Origin of the sequence: Yersinia sp. IP36721, assembly GCF_003634395.1 — a bacterium.
Classification (GTDB): domain Bacteria; phylum Pseudomonadota; class Gammaproteobacteria; order Enterobacterales; family Enterobacteriaceae; genus Yersinia; species Yersinia entomophaga.
In genome coordinates, this window is record NZ_QCZL01000004.1 from 116947 (window position 1) to 131102 (window position 14156).

The following is a 14156-nucleotide window of genomic DNA, read 5'->3' on the forward strand; positions in this document are numbered from 1 at the left end:
CTTATTTTTGTCAGTCGCGGGGAAGAGGCGGTTTTGCTGCCTTAGAGCATTTCATACTTGCACATCACTAAACGGTATATAAAAGCGTTACAGCTATATGCCTAGTTATAAATACACTGATCATCATTAAGGCGTTATCAGCCCGGCGAACTCAGTGACTAAGGTGCAGAATGAAACAGAACTTGATGAAAAATGGCAGGCTGGCCGGATGGTCAAAAGCGGCTCTGTTGAGCGCTTTGGTATTGGGCAGCGCCACGGTTTCTGCCACCGAGTTACTGAACAGCTCTTATGATGTTTCCCGCGAATTGTTCTCCGCGCTGAATCCGGGTTTCCAGAAACAGTGGGAAGCTCAGAATCCCGGCGATAAGCTGACCATCAAACAGTCTCATGCCGGCTCATCCAAACAGGCATTGGCTATTTTGCAAGGTCTGAAAGCCGACGTAGTCACCTACAATCAGGTTACAGACGTACAAATCCTGCATGATCGCGGCAATTTGATTCCAGCCGATTGGCAAGCGCGCTTGCCGAATAACAGTTCACCTTTCTATTCCACTATGGCGTTTCTGGTTCGCAAAGATAATCCGAAAGGAATTCACAGCTGGAATGATCTGGTGCGTGAAGACGTCAAGCTGGTGTTTCCAAATCCGAAAACCTCGGGCAATGGCCGTTATACCTATTTGGCCGCTTGGGGCGCAACCAGTCAGGCCGACGGCGGTGACGATGCTAAAACCCGCGACTGGATGAAACGTTTCCTGAAAAACGTGGTGGTATTTGATACCGGTGGCCGTGGCGCAACTACGACTTTTGTGGAGCGCGGGCTGGGCGATGTGCTGATTAGCTTCGAATCAGAAGTGAACAATATTCGGAAAGAATACGGCAGCGACAAATATGAAGTCATCGTCCCGCCGGTGGATATCCTGGCGGAGTTCCCAGTGGCGTGGGTAGATAAAAACGTCGTGAAAAACGGCACGGAAAAAGCCGCGAAAGCTTATCTGACCTACTTGTACAGCCCTGAAGCGCAGCAGGTTATTACCAGCTTTAACTATCGCGTTTATGACAAAACCGCCATGGCTGCGGCGAAATCGCAGTTCCCGGAAACCCAATTATTCCGCGTGGAAGAACAGTTCGGCAGTTGGCCGCAGGTGATGAGCACCCATTTTTCCAGCGGCGGCGTATTGGATAAATTGTTAGCGGAAGGGCACCAGTAATGTTGTCGGCGTCCAGCAAGCGGGTTCTGCCCGGATTCACTCTTAGCCTCGGGAGCAGCCTGCTTTATACCTGCCTTATCCTGCTGTTACCTTTGAGCGCTCTGGTGATGCAACTGGCTCAAATGAGTCTGGCGCAATACTGGGAAGTGATTTCCAATCCGCAGGTGGTCGCGGCTTACAAAGTCACGCTGTTGGCCGCCGGCGTTGCCAGCGTGTTCAACGCCGTTTTCGGTATGCTAATGGCGTGGATTTTGACCCGCTATCAGTTCCCCGGCCGCAGTATTCTTGACGGTCTGATGGATTTGCCTTTTGCCTTGCCGACGGCGGTTGCTGGTTTAACGCTGGCCACGCTGTTCTCCACTACCGGTTGGTACGGTGGTTGGCTGGCACAGTTTGATATCAAAGTTTCTTTTACCTGGCTGGGGATTGCAGTAGCCATGGCTTTTACCAGTTTGCCATTTGTGGTGCGAACCGTGCAGCCGGTGTTGGAAGAGTTAGGGCCGGAATACGAAGAAGCGGCAGAAACCCTGGGTGCCACTCGTTGGCAGAGTTTCCGTCGGGTGGTCATGCCGGAGCTGGCTCCGGCGCTGCTGGCCGGTACTGCGCTATCATTTACCCGCAGTTTGGGGGAGTTTGGCGCCGTGATTTTTATCGCCGGTAATATCGCGTGGAAAACCGAAGTGACCTCGCTGATGATTTTTATCCGCCTGCAAGAGTTTGATTATCCGGCGGCTAGCGCCATTGCCTCGGTGATTCTGGCCGTGTCATTGGTGTTGCTGTTTAGCATCAATACCTTACAGAGCCGCTTTGGTCAGCGGATTGGGGGGCACTGATGGCGGATATTTCAGAATTTAACGGTGGTGCTGTTCGCCCGCCTTTCAACTGGGGAAAATGGACGTTAATCGCCATCGGCGCGGTGTTTTCCATTTTGCTGTTAGTGATTCCAATCGCCTGGATTTTTATCACCGCGTTCTCCAAAGGAATAGAGGTGGTAGGGCAGAATTTAGCCGATCCAGACATGCTGCATGCTATTTGGCTGACGGTGTTAGTCGCGCTGATTACCGTTCCGGTGAATCTGGTGTTTGGCGTCGTGATGGCCTGGCTGGTAACGCGTTTTCAGTTCCCCGGTCGCCAATTATTGATGACGCTGATTGATATTCCCTTTGCTGTCTCGCCAGTGGTAGCGGGTCTGATGTATTTGCTGTTTTACGGTTCCAACGGCGTGGCTGGCGGCTGGCTGGATGCCCATGATATTCAACTGATGTTTTCATGGCCGGGAATGGTGTTGGTGACGGTATTTGTCACCTGCCCATTTGTGGTGCGGGAACTGGTACCGGTGATGATGAGTCAGGGCAGCCAGGAAGATGAGGCTGCAGTATTGCTGGGTGCTTCCGGTTGGCAGATGTTCCGTCGCGTCACCTTGCCGAATATCCGCTGGGCGCTATTGTACGGTGTGGTATTAACCAACGCCCGCGCCATTGGTGAATTTGGCGCAGTCTCCGTGGTATCCGGCTCAATTCGCGGTGAAACCTACACCTTACCGCTGCAAGTTGAATTGCTGCATCAGGATTACAACACCGCCGGTGCTTTCACTGCAGCGGCGTTACTCACCCTGATGGCGATAGTTACCCTATTTCTGAAGAGCGGTCTGCAATGGCGCTTAGCGCGTCAGGTTGTTCGCCTCGAACAGGAGGAAAAGCATGAGCATTGAAATTAACAATATCAGCAAATATTTTGGTCGTACCAAGGTATTGAACGACATCGCGCTGGATATTCCTTCTGGTCAGATGGTGGCACTGCTGGGGCCTTCGGGGTCGGGTAAAACGACGTTGCTGCGAATTATTGCCGGTCTGGAAAACCAAAATGCCGGACGGCTGAGTTTCCACGGTACTGACGTTAGCCGGCTACACGCGCGGGAGCGCCGGGTGGGTTTTGTGTTCCAGCATTATGCGCTGTTCCGCCATATGACGGTGTTCGACAATATTGCGTTCGGCCTCACGGTATTACCGCGCCGCGAGCGCCCAAATGCGACGGCCATTAAGCACAAAGTCGAACAGCTACTGGAAATGGTACAGCTTGGTCATTTGGCGAATCGTTTTCCTTCCCAGCTTTCCGGCGGTCAAAAGCAGCGAGTCGCTTTGGCTCGCGCGTTGGCGGTAGAACCGCAGATTCTGTTGCTGGATGAACCTTTTGGCGCGCTGGACGCGCAGGTACGTAAAGAATTACGCCGCTGGCTGCGTCAGCTGCATGAAGAGCTGAAATTCACCAGCGTTTTCGTGACCCACGATCAGGAAGAAGCGATGGAAGTGGCGGATCGGATTGTGGTGATGAGTCAGGGCAATATTGAGCAGGTGGGCACGCCGGATGAGGTATGGCGCGATCCGGCCACGCGTTTTGTGTTGGAATTCCTCGGTGAGGTTAACCGATTAAGCGGTGAGATCCGCGGTTCGCAGCTTTACGTTGGCGCTCACCACTGGCCGCTGGATCTGGCTCCTATGCATCAGGGGCGCGTCGATTTGTTCCTGCGCCCGTGGGAAATGGAAATCAGTACTCAGGCCGGCGCTCGCTGTCCGCTGCCGGTTCAGGTACTGGAGGTCAGCCCGCGCGGCCACTTCTGGCAGTTAACCGTGCAACCGATAGGCTGGCATCAGGAACCTATCAGCGTGGTATTACCAGAAGGTGGCGTAGCTGCGCCAGTGCGAGGCAATCGCTACTACGTTGGCGGATTGAACGCGCGACTTTATTCTGGCGATCAATTACTGCAACCCATTGCTATGGCGCAAAGCGCCTGATAGTTTTTGCTCACCGCATATAATCAGGTGGCCTATTGGCCGCCTTTTTGCTTTGTCCGAACGTGGCGTAAAACTCATGCCATCGGGCACTTTTATTCGCTTAATAGGTTAATAATGTGACAACCCTGGAACAGTGTATCGGTAATACCCCGTTGGTGAAATTGCAGCGTCTGACACAAGGGCTGAACGCCGATGTGTGGGTCAAACTGGAAGGGAATAATCCTGCCGGGTCGGTAAAAGATCGGGCAGCGCTGTCCATGATTCAGCAAGCGGAATTACGGGGTGATATTCATGATGGTGATGTATTAATTGAGGCGACCAGTGGTAACACCGGCATTGCTCTGGCTATGATTGCGGCGATGAAAGGCTACCGAATGAAGTTACTCATGCCGGAAAATATGAGCCAGGAGCGTCAGGCGGCGATGCGAGCCTACGGCGCTGAATTGATTCTGGTCAGCCGTGAGCAGGGAATGGAAGGCGCGAGAGATCTGGCGCTGGAGATGGAGCGGCAAGGGCAGGGCAAGGTATTGGATCAATTCAATAATCAGGATAATCCTCTGGCTCATTTTACTGGCACTGGGCCAGAAATCTGGCAGCAAACGGCAGGAAAAATAACCCATTTCGTTTCCAGCATGGGTACCACCGGCACCATCACCGGTGTAAGTCGCTATTTGAAAAGCCAGAATCCGCAGGTGGAAATTATCGGTCTGCAGCCGGCGGAAGGCAGCAGTATTCCCGGTATTCGTCGCTGGTCTCCGGCTTATTTACCGGGGATTTTTCGTCCAGAACTGGTCGATCAGGTTTTGGATATTGGGCAGACTGACGCGGAGAAAACCATGCGTCTTCTGGCGGAGCAGGAAGGGATTTTCTGCGGTGTCAGTTCCGGCGGTGCGGTGGCTGGCGCTTTGCGCGTTGCGGCAGAACGTCCGGGCGCGGTGATCGTGGCGATTATTTGCGATCGTGGCGATCGCTATCTTTCTACCGGCGTTTTTGATTAGTGACACCGTTAAATATGGCATCCGAAGTTAGCGCTACACTTCGGATGCGTTTCAGCTACTGCTGGCGTAACCGGTTGCCATCCCAAGATAATTGTCTAATGGACGCCACTGCCGCGCCGTTATCGGTTTCCCCGCCAATCAGCCAGATATTATCTCCATCCTGAATAGAAACGCCGTAACCCAAAGGTTGAGGTAATTTCCCGACGATTTTCCATTCCCCGTTCACCAATCCATAGACTTCGTCACGCCAGTTTTTTTTCAGTCCTTGATGAGCATAAAGCTGACCGGCGTTAAATTGTGCTCTGGCACCGGGGAAGTTGGCTCCGCCCGCTACCAATATGGCCTGATGGCTAATACCAGCAAAAGCTCCGGCCAACCCTTCCTGTTGCATTTTATCGCTGGCTGGAATCAGATCGGGCAACCGCTTCCAGTGCATCTGATCTTGTTGCCATGTCCCTTCTAGCGCTTCGGCGGTTCGTAATCCTGGTTTGACTTCTCCGTTAATCAAAATGACTCGGTTTTGCCGAGTCGCGATAGCAGAGCCTGCGCGGCCAAATTGAGGCAACTGGCCGCCGGATCGCCATTGATTATTCGTCGGGTTATAAATCATGATTTCCCGATTGAAGAAATAGCTCTCCGGTGCCTGATTGAAATAAGTCTGAGCCACGGCATCTTTTTGTTGCGCCGTTTGAGCTGCGCTTAAATCCTGAAAATAGCCGTCAAATACCTGCTTATTCACCCCACCTATAACCCATGCCCGTTGACCATCAAGGGAAGCAATAGCGGTGCCAACCAATCCCTGAGGTGCGCGGGTTGGCACTTTTTCCCAACGATTGTCCGATGGATCGTAGCGATAAACTTCGGTTAAAGCTTGTGGATTGGCCTCGTTTTCCGTGGCTTTACCGACGCCACCGAAAACATAAAGCTTGCCATCAAGCATAACGGAAACCGCCTGTTCTCGCGGCTGAGCGGGGAATTCAGCTATTTTTTCCCAGATTGGTGATGTATGAGCAATATCTATCCGAAACCAGTTCTTACCTGCGCTACCTAAACCCACGTAAATGACCGAACCATTTATGGCGCCAGTACCGTTCTTGAATGACAAAGGAACATCAGGTAAAGCCGCTGCCTGACTAAGGGAAACAGAGCCTATTGCCAGCAAAGCGTAAAGAAAACCTCGAGTTGCCTTGAACATGATGCCATTCCCTTATCCAGAGTTTGAGTATTATTAGAATGTCTAACTCCATTATCAAAAATAAAACGGAGTTAAACTATTATCAATAACATACCCAGTCCGTCGATAAAATCGCAATGGGAAAGCGCATTTTTGTGACCGCTTACCGAAATTACTCTCGCTCAAGGGCACGGATCGGATCCATTTCGGCGGCACGTTTCGCCGGGAAAAAGCCAAAAACCACGCCAATCAGGCTGGAACAGAGAAAGGCGCTAATCATGGAGGTCGCGGAGTACACCATAGTAAAACTGGTGCTGAACTGACTGAATAACCCGCCGATCGCCAGCGACAACAACACGCCGAGGCAACCGCCTAAAAGACAGACCAATACCGCTTCAATGAGAAATTGCTGCATGATATCGCTGGAACGGGCGCCAACGGCCATGCGCACGCCAATCTCTTTGGTTCGTTCACTTACGGAAACCAGCATGATATTCATTACGCCAATGCCTCCGACAATGAGCGAAATTACCGCAATCATAGATACCAATAGCGTCATGGTTGCTGTGGTTTTCTCGATGGTTTGACGGATACTATCGGTATTCATCACGAAAAAATCCTGATTGCCGTGACGCTGAGTAAGTAGTTTTATGACGCCCTGCTCAGCGTTAGCTAAGTCAATATCATCGTTTACCCGAACGGTGATGCTCTTTAAGTAGGACTGACCGAGCATACGCTTCATCGCCGTGGTATAGGGAATCCAGACGTTCAGATTTTCATCACTGCCAAAACCGCTCTGTTTTTTAGCCGCCACGCCGATAATCCGACAGGGGAGGGAACCGAGTAAAATCACCTTTCCCAATGGATTTTCTCCGTTTGGGAACAGTTTGTTACGCGTGTTCTGGTCGATGACAACTTCTTGCAACAGGTTGTCCACGCTGGTGCGGGTGAAGGCCATTCCCTGATCGATTTGGTAGCCGCGCACGGTGAAGTATTGCTCGCCCACGCCGTTGACGGTACCGGATACCGATTGGTTGCCGTAGCGGAAAATCACGCTGGTAGACAGCGTGGGCGTAACGCTGTGAACGTAACCTTGCTGGGCTAATGCATCAGCATCGGTGGCGCGCAGCGTTTGAATCGCTGCCGAACGCCTATCGCCAAAATCCTTGCCAGGGAAAATCTCCAGCGTACTGGTGCCCATCGCGCTGATATTAGCCAGCACTTGTTGCTGAGAGCCTTTCCCCAGAGCAACCACTGAAACCACCGATGCGATACCGATAATAATACCCAGCATGGTGAGAAACGTGCGCAATCGTTGGGCGGCCATCGACAACAGCGCCATTTTAAAGGCTTCTTGCAGTCGATCGCGTTGCCTCAGCCAGCGAGAGGGCTGAATCGATGTTTCGATCGTGGCTGGCAGGTTTTTCTCCAGATTTTCTAGCGTATCAGGTTCCAGACTACTTTGTGAGTCGCGGTCAGCGATGATTTCTCCATCACGCAGCTCAATAATTCGCTGAGCATGTTCGGCGATGCGCATATCGTGGGTAACAATGACCACCGTATGTCCCTGAGCATGTAGGCCTTTGAGAATACTCAAAACCTCATTACCACTGTGGGTATCCAGCGCGCCGGTGGGTTCGTCTGCCAGAATGACTTCGCCGCCGTTCATCAGCGCGCGGGCAATGCTAACTCGTTGCTGCTGGCCACCGGAAAGCTGGCTGGGATAGTAATCCAACCGTTCGTTTAACCCCAAACGGCCAAGCAAAGCCGCCGCTCGCCGACGTCGTATTTCCCGTTGACTACCGGCATAGATAGCTGGAATTTCAACGTTGCCCTGGGCGGTTAAATCTCCCAGTAAGTGATAGCGTTGGAAGATAAAGCCGAAGTGTTCTCGACGTAGCCTCGCCAGCTCGTCATTACTCATCAGTTGCGGGGCTTGTCCTGCCACCCAATATTCGCCAGAACTGGGTTTATCCAAGCAGCCAAGAATATTCATCAGCGTTGATTTTCCTGAGCCGGAAGCCCCGACAATCGCGACCATTTCGCCCTGATGAATTGTCAGATTGATGTTTTTCAGTACCTGAACGTGCTGTTCGCCGTTGATGAATTGACGACAAACATTATCCAGATGCAGCAAGATCGTTTTTGATTGGGCGCTATGCATTATCGCATCCCCATCGGTAGGCCCATGCGCTGAACCTTACTGGTCATTGCAGTGCCGCTGGATTGGCTGATAATCACCTTCTCGCCGGCCTGAAGTCCGGAAATCACCTGTGCGTCCACATTGTTATTCAATCCAATGGTGACATCACGCAGACTAATATTCCCTTTTTCATCAACCACTTGAACCTGATTCTTATTGCCCCGATGTTCAATGGCGGTAGAAGGAATGACAATGGCGTTTTCTGCTTTGTCCAACAGAATATATACCTGTGCAGTCATGGAAATCCGCAGTTCGCCATTGGGATTGGCCACGTCAAACAGGCCATTGTAATAAATGGCTGTGTTGGTGGACGATGTACTGCTGGCGCTGGATGAGGTGCTGGTATCGTCGTCGTTGATTGAGTCGGGAGCCGGTTCTACGGCGCGTAGCGTGGCGCTGAAACGTTGCTGCGGCTGACCGAGAATAGTGAAATATACTGGCATACCGGTTTTGACTTTGATCACGTCGGCTTCGGAAATTTGCGCTTCAATGGTCATGGTATCCAGACGTGCAACTTTAATGATGGTCGGTGCGCTTTGTACCGCGTTAACGGTTTGGCCTTCTTCCACGGGAATAGCTACCACGGTGCCTTCAATTGGCGAGGTGATTTTGGTGTAACCCAGATTGAGCTGCGCGGTGCTCACGGCGATTTTGGCTTGAGCGATTTGAGCGTCCAGCGCTTCAATTTCGGATTGAGTGGCAGTCAGAGTGGCTTTGGCGCTGTCATAATCGGCTTGAGTGCCCACCCCCATTCCGAGGATTTTCTGTTGGCGCTGATAGGTTTGGCGGTTATTTTCCAGCGTAGCCTGTTTGGCGGCGCGCTGCGCCTGCACGTTTTTTAAAGCGGCTTCCGCGTCTTTCAAAGCGTTTTGTTGAGTCAGATCGTCAATTTCGGCCACCAACTGGCCTTTTTGCACTTGTTGACCAAGACTGACATGTAGGGCTTTGATTTGCCCAGAAACTTGCGCACCCACGCTAACCTGTTTTTTCGCTTTGATGGTGCCATCAGCCAGAACGGTTTGCTCCAGATTGCCGATTTGAGCGGTGGCGGTGATGTAAGCGGGCTTTTCTGGCGTAGAGAAAAATAAAAAATAGAGAACGAAACCTGCCGCCAGTAGTGCCACGAGCAGCCATAGCGCCCGTCGTTTGGTACCAATGAGTTGTTGCATAATTGACCAAATTTCCTTGAGTCATTCTAAGACAAAATCTACAGAGAAATACTGAGTCATAATTTACCGCCAAGCACCGCCGTTAGGGGTAAAGCGGATTTTAGGAATATGTAAGGATTCAGTAAAACTGGCTGCGCTGGCGATAAATTGGCAGGAAAATAGGTGAAATCAGTTAAGGGAGAAATATATGAAAATTCTATTAGTCGATGATGATATTGAGCTTGGCTCAATGCTGAAGGAGTACCTGAGCGGCGAGGGTTTTCAGGCTGATTTGGCCGTTACCGGTAAATCCGGTATTGATGGCGCATTATCCGGCAATTATACCGCGCTGATTCTCGACATTATGCTGCCGGATATGAGTGGAATTGACGTTTTACGACAGGTGCGCCAGAAAAGTCGATTGCCGATCATCATGCTCACCGCCAAAGGGGACAATATCGATCGGGTGATCGGTTTGGAAATGGGCGCAGATGATTATATGCCGAAACCTTGCTACCCAAGGGAGCTGGTGGCGCGGCTGCGGGCGGTATTACGTCGCTTCGATGAGCGGCCAGAGCAAAGCAGCGGTGACTCCCTGCTGACGCTGGGAGCGCTGACGTTGAATCCCGCTACCCGCAGCAGCCAGTGGCAGGGTAAAGCTTTTGATTTAACCGCCTCTGAATTCAATCTGCTGGAATTATTGCTGCGTTCGCCGGATCGGGTAGTGACTAAAGACGAACTGTCGGATAAAGGTCTGGGGCGACCGAGAGAAGCCTATGATCGCAGTGTAGATGTGCATATCAGCAATATTCGGCAAAAACTCAGCCAGTTGCCGAATAATAACCTCAATATTGAAACCGTTCGCAGCATTGGCTATCGCATTAAATAACGGTTTTTCAGGATATGATTATGCGTGGACGCCTGTTTTGGAAAATCCTATTGGGTTTCTGGTTTACCTTTATTTTGATGACCCAACTGCTTTGGGTGATTTTTTCTTTCTATGGCAACCGACACGAGCCGCCGGAAAACGGCATGATGCGACAGATTGTGGCCCAGCAGATGAAATCCGCCGCCTCGGTGCTGAGCAGCGGCGGTTTGTCCGCGCTGGAAACGATGATGTCCGGCTGGACGGAACCGGAAAAAACCTTGTTTTCAGTGCGACCTGAATCTGCGGTTCCGCCGGTTTCTGCTGCAAAAACACTCACCGATTCACCGTCACACCTCGTTAAGTGGGCTACAACACCTGAGGGCGATAAATATCAGCTAAGTTATGATTTTGACGGTATGCGGGCGGTTTATCATCCAAAAGGGAAAAGGGATCAGATTCTGAACATTCCTAAACCCTTATTCTGGATGGGCGCATTGGGCGGGCTATTTTTCAGCACTTTTTTGGCATGGAATCTAACCCGTCCCATGCGCCAGCTGCGGGATGGCTTTGAGCGAGTCGCGCAGGGCGATCTTGCGGTTCGCTTATTACCGATGATGCGTCGCCGCCATGATGAATTGACCGAAGTGGCACGTGACTTTGACTCAATGGCTGAGCGTTTACAGGCGCTAGTGAGCGCCAGAGAGCAACTGCTGCACGATGTTTCTCACGAATTACGCTCGCCTTTGGCGCGTTTGCAACTGGCGATTGGATTGGCTCATCAAAACCCAGGAAACGTGAATACTTCATTGCAACGCATTGAACATGAAGCTGAACGTCTGGATAAAATGATTGGTGAGTTACTGGCGCTTTCTCGCGCGGAGAATCAAACGCTAACCCATGACGAAGAATATTTCGATCTGTACGGATTGGTAGAAGCGGTGGTGAATGACGCACGCTATGAGGCGCAGGTGCCGGGCGTGGAGATTGTGTTACAGGCGGAGCCTGAAAGGGAATATACGGTGAAAGGCAATGCCGAGCTGATGCGGCGCGCCGTCGATAATATCGTGCGTAATGCGCTACGTTTTTCTACCCAGGGCCAGCAAGTAACGGTCAGGCTTTCACAGATAGAAAAACAGTATCAAATCGAAGTGGTCGATCAGGGGCCGGGCGTGGAGGAAAGCCGCTTATCCAGCATTTTTGATCCCTTCGTACGTGTGAAATCGGCTATGTCAGGCAAAGGTTATGGCCTGGGATTAGCGATAACCCGAAAAGTGATTCTGGCGCACGGTGGGCAGGTAGAGGCTAAAAATGGTGAGCAGGGCGGCTTGGTGATTCGTTTACGTGTCCCGCAGTGGTCTACGCACTAGCGGTAAAATACTAAGAGCGTAGCATCCGACAATAAAAAACGGCGCCTAAGCGCCGTTTTCTCATCCGCAATATTATTACTTCTTGATACGGATAATCGGTGTTTCACCGACGGTCACGCTGCCGGAAAGTTTAATCAGTTCTTTGATCTCGTCCATGTTAGAGATAACAACCGGAGTCAGGGTAGACTTGGCTTTCTCTTCCAGCAGGGCCAGATCGAACTCGATAACCACATCACCTTTCTTCACTCGTTGACCTTCTTCAGCGATGCGTTTGAAGCCTTCGCCTTTCAGTTCAACGGTATCAATACCGAAGTGGACAAACAGCTCGATGCCGCTGTCTGATTCGATAGAGAATGCATGGTTGGTTTCGAAAATTTTACCGATGGTTCCGTCAACCGGAGCAACCATTTTGCTGCCTGATGGTTTAATAGCAATGCCATCACCAACGATTTTTTCGGCAAAAACAACGTCTGGCACATCTTCGATGTTGACAATTTCGCCAGACAACGGCGCAACGATTTCGATAGTGCCGCTGTCTTTCTTATCATCTGAAACAAATGATTTCAGTTTATCGAACAAACCCATGATCTTCTCCTAAGTATTTATATTGGACAGCGTTCCAGTCTCATGGAATTAGCAGAGTGTTTTCTCTTCGATGAACGTGTTAACCAAGTCCATCAATTCTTGCGCCGTTGGTTTAGATAACGCTTCAGCAGCCAACGCCTTCACATCTTCGAAATTCGTGTTACGGATAATTTTCTTGATGCGCGGGATCGAGATTGCACTCATGCTGAATTCATCCAGCCCCATGCCCAATAACAACAGTGTAGCACGTTCATCGCCAGCAAGTTCACCGCACATACCGGTCCACTTACCTTCAGCGTGAGATGCATCAATAACCTGTTTGATCAGGCCCAATACCGCAGGCGACATTGGATTATAGAGATGAGAAATCAGCTCATTGCCACGATCTACTGCCAGAGTATACTGAGTTAGATCGTTTGTCCCAATACTAAAGAAGTCAACTTCTTTTGCTAAATGGTGCGCGATGGTTGCCGCCGCTGGCGTTTCCACCATAACACCCACTTCGATAGATTCATCAAAGGCTTTATTTTCTTCACGCAGTTGAGCTTTCAGCATCTCCAGTTCTGCTTTCAGTGCCCGCACTTCTTCAACAGAAATGATCATCGGGTACATGATGCGCAGCTTACCGAAGGCAGAAGCACGCAGAATGGCACGTAATTGCGCATGAAGGATTTCTTTACGATCCATGGCAATACGGATTGCACGCCAGCCCAAGAACGGGTTTTCTTCTTTTGGCAGGTTCATGTACGGCAGGTCTTTATCGCCGCCGATGTCCATGGTACGGACGATAACTGCCTGAGAGCCCATGGCTTCCGCAACGGCTTTATAAGCCTGGAACTGCTCTTCTTCCGTAGGAAGAGAGTCGCGGTCCATAAACAGGAATTCGGTACGATACAGACCAACGCCTTCAGCGCCGTTACGTTCAGCACCGGCGATATCGCGAACGGTACCGATGTTGGCAACCACTTCAACCTGATGACCATCTAAAGTGATAGCCGGCAGATCTTTCAGTTTAGCCAGATCGTTTTTCTCGGTGATGTACTGAGTATTCACCGCTTTCAATTGGTCGATCACATCGCTGGTTGGGTTAACGTAAATCTTGTTGTTCACCGCATCGAGGATCAGATAATCGTCGTTCTTCACCTGTTTGGTTACGTCGCTGGTGCCAACAATTGCAGGCAATTCCAGGGAGCGCGCCATAATCGAGGTGTGGGAAGTACGGCCACCGAGGTCAGTAATGAAGCCCAGAACTTTATCCAGGTTCAACTGCGCGGTTTCAGACGGCGTCAGATCCGTTGCAACCAGAATCACTTCCTCTGAAATTGCCCCCAAATCGACGATGGTCAGGCCGAGAATGTTTTTCAGCAGGCGTTTACCGATGTCACGTACGTCAGCTGCACGTTCTTTCAGGTACTCGTCATCCAGTTCTTCCAGCGCTTTCGCCTGGCCTTCAATGACGGTATATGCGGCAGCGTCGGCTGAAGCATGTTCGTCTTTGATTAGGGCTATGATTTCCTGCTCAAGCTCTTCGTCTTCCAACAGCATGATGTGGCCTTCGAAGATGGCAGCTTTCTCTTCGCCTAGGCTCTCGCCAGCTTTGGTCTTGATCGCTTCTAACTGTTCAGATGCTTTCGCCCGGCCAGATTTGAAACGCTCGACTTCCTGCTCTACCTGGTCAGCAGAGATTTTTTTCCGGTTGATGACAATCTCATCTTCTTTCAGTAAAAGTGCTTTACCAAAAGCAATACCCGGTGAAACTAAAATGCCTGAAATCATAACCCTACCTTACTCTTGACTGGTTTTAACTTAAAAG

12 protein-coding genes are annotated in these 14156 nt (G+C 50.9%); 7 read left to right on the forward strand and 5 right to left on the reverse strand.

What is annotated here, in order from left to right; all coding sequences use genetic code 11:
• Positions 1-170 precede the first annotated feature (170 nt).
• The 5 genes from DBA33_RS05635 to cysM all read left to right on the forward strand — a co-directional run bounded on the left by DBA33_RS05635 (position 171) and on the right by cysM (position 4998).
• Positions 171-1208 carry a sulfate ABC transporter substrate-binding protein gene (locus DBA33_RS05635; RefSeq protein ID WP_064517020.1) on the forward strand — a complete coding sequence of 346 codons (1038 nt, stop codon included), beginning with the start codon at positions 171-173 and terminating at the stop codon, positions 1206-1208.
• The gene (cysT, locus tag DBA33_RS05640; protein WP_049596920.1) at positions 1208-2041 is read left to right on the forward strand and encodes a sulfate/thiosulfate ABC transporter permease CysT; all 834 of its coding nucleotides are present in this window, start codon (positions 1208-1210) and stop codon (positions 2039-2041) included. Before DBA33_RS05635 ends, cysT begins: the two co-directional genes overlap by 1 nt.
• Complete coding sequence (gene cysW, locus DBA33_RS05645) at positions 2041-2919, forward strand: sulfate/thiosulfate ABC transporter permease CysW (protein ID WP_064517022.1); 879 nt, start codon at positions 2041-2043, stop codon at positions 2917-2919. Before cysT ends, cysW begins: the two co-directional genes overlap by 1 nt.
• Positions 2909-4000, forward strand: a complete 1092-nt coding sequence (gene cysA / locus DBA33_RS05650) for a sulfate/thiosulfate ABC transporter ATP-binding protein CysA (protein ID WP_064517023.1) — start codon at positions 2909-2911, stop codon at positions 3998-4000. The genes cysW and cysA overlap by 11 nt, the downstream gene beginning before the upstream one ends.
• 116 nt (positions 4001-4116) lie before the next feature.
• Positions 4117-4998, forward strand: coding sequence for a cysteine synthase CysM (cysM, locus tag DBA33_RS05655; protein ID WP_064517024.1), 882 nt, complete (start codon positions 4117-4119; stop codon positions 4996-4998).
• Between the two features lie 55 nt (positions 4999-5053).
• Here cysM and DBA33_RS05660 read toward each other — a convergent pair whose 3' ends face one another.
• The 3 genes from DBA33_RS05660 to DBA33_RS05670 all read right to left on the reverse strand — a co-directional run bounded on the left by DBA33_RS05660 (position 5054) and on the right by DBA33_RS05670 (position 9544).
• A complete protein-coding gene (locus DBA33_RS05660) occupies positions 5054-6193 on the reverse strand; it encodes an N-acetylneuraminate epimerase (protein ID WP_120805841.1) in 1140 nt (379 codons plus the stop codon).
• 151 nt (positions 6194-6344) lie between these two features.
• Complete coding sequence (locus tag DBA33_RS05665; protein WP_162975166.1) at positions 6345-8336, reverse strand: MacB family efflux pump subunit; 1992 nt, start codon at positions 8334-8336, stop codon at positions 6345-6347.
• Positions 8336-9544 carry an efflux RND transporter periplasmic adaptor subunit gene (locus tag DBA33_RS05670; protein WP_120805844.1) on the reverse strand — a complete coding sequence of 403 codons (1209 nt, stop codon included), beginning with the start codon at positions 9542-9544 and terminating at the stop codon, positions 8336-8338. Before DBA33_RS05670 ends, DBA33_RS05665 begins: the two co-directional genes overlap by 1 nt.
• 187 nt (positions 9545-9731) lie before the next feature.
• Here DBA33_RS05670 and DBA33_RS05675 point away from each other — a divergent pair, with 187 nt between their 5' ends.
• Both DBA33_RS05675 and DBA33_RS05680 read left to right on the forward strand, forming a co-directional pair.
• On the forward strand, positions 9732-10412 hold the full coding sequence (locus DBA33_RS05675; RefSeq protein WP_064517032.1) for a response regulator transcription factor: 681 nt from the start codon (positions 9732-9734) through the stop codon (positions 10410-10412).
• Positions 10413-10432: 20 nt separating this feature from the next.
• Positions 10433-11758 (forward strand): ATP-binding protein, encoded by a 1326-nt coding sequence (locus tag DBA33_RS05680; protein WP_064517033.1) that lies wholly within the window; start codon positions 10433-10435, stop codon positions 11756-11758.
• Between the two features lie 75 nt (positions 11759-11833).
• On the opposite strand, the gene crr is transcribed toward DBA33_RS05680, so the two are convergent.
• Together crr and ptsI are read right to left on the reverse strand one after the other, a co-directional pair.
• Positions 11834-12343 carry a PTS glucose transporter subunit IIA gene (gene crr, locus DBA33_RS05685; protein ID WP_064517034.1) on the reverse strand — a complete coding sequence of 170 codons (510 nt, stop codon included), beginning with the start codon at positions 12341-12343 and terminating at the stop codon, positions 11834-11836.
• Positions 12344-12391: 48 nt separating this feature from the next.
• Complete coding sequence (gene ptsI / locus DBA33_RS05690) at positions 12392-14119, reverse strand: phosphoenolpyruvate-protein phosphotransferase PtsI (RefSeq protein WP_049596928.1); 1728 nt, start codon at positions 14117-14119, stop codon at positions 12392-12394.
• Positions 14120-14156 lie beyond the last annotated feature (37 nt).

Coding starts and splice junctions, on each gene's coding strand:
- ptsI (WP_049596928.1), bottom strand. CDS start 14,119: ATGATTTCAGGCATTTTAGTTTCACCGGGTATTGCTTTTGGTAAAGCA.
- DBA33_RS05675 (WP_064517032.1), top strand. CDS start 9,732: ATGAAAATTCTATTAGTCGATGATGATATTGAGCTTGGCTCAATGCTG.
- cysW (WP_064517022.1), top strand. CDS start 2,041: ATGGCGGATATTTCAGAATTTAACGGTGGTGCTGTTCGCCCGCCTTTC.
- crr (WP_064517034.1), bottom strand. CDS start 12,343: ATGGGTTTGTTCGATAAACTGAAATCATTTGTTTCAGATGATAAGAAA.
- DBA33_RS05680 (WP_064517033.1), top strand. CDS start 10,433: ATGCGTGGACGCCTGTTTTGGAAAATCCTATTGGGTTTCTGGTTTACC.
- cysA (WP_064517023.1), top strand. CDS start 2,909: ATGAGCATTGAAATTAACAATATCAGCAAATATTTTGGTCGTACCAAG.
- cysT (WP_049596920.1), top strand. CDS start 1,208: ATGTTGTCGGCGTCCAGCAAGCGGGTTCTGCCCGGATTCACTCTTAGC.
- DBA33_RS05665 (WP_162975166.1), bottom strand. CDS start 8,336: ATGCATAGCGCCCAATCAAAAACGATCTTGCTGCATCTGGATAATGTT.
- DBA33_RS05670 (WP_120805844.1), bottom strand. CDS start 9,544: ATGCAACAACTCATTGGTACCAAACGACGGGCGCTATGGCTGCTCGTG.
- DBA33_RS05635 (WP_064517020.1), top strand. CDS start 171: ATGAAACAGAACTTGATGAAAAATGGCAGGCTGGCCGGATGGTCAAAA.
- DBA33_RS05660 (WP_120805841.1), bottom strand. CDS start 6,193: ATGTTCAAGGCAACTCGAGGTTTTCTTTACGCTTTGCTGGCAATAGGC.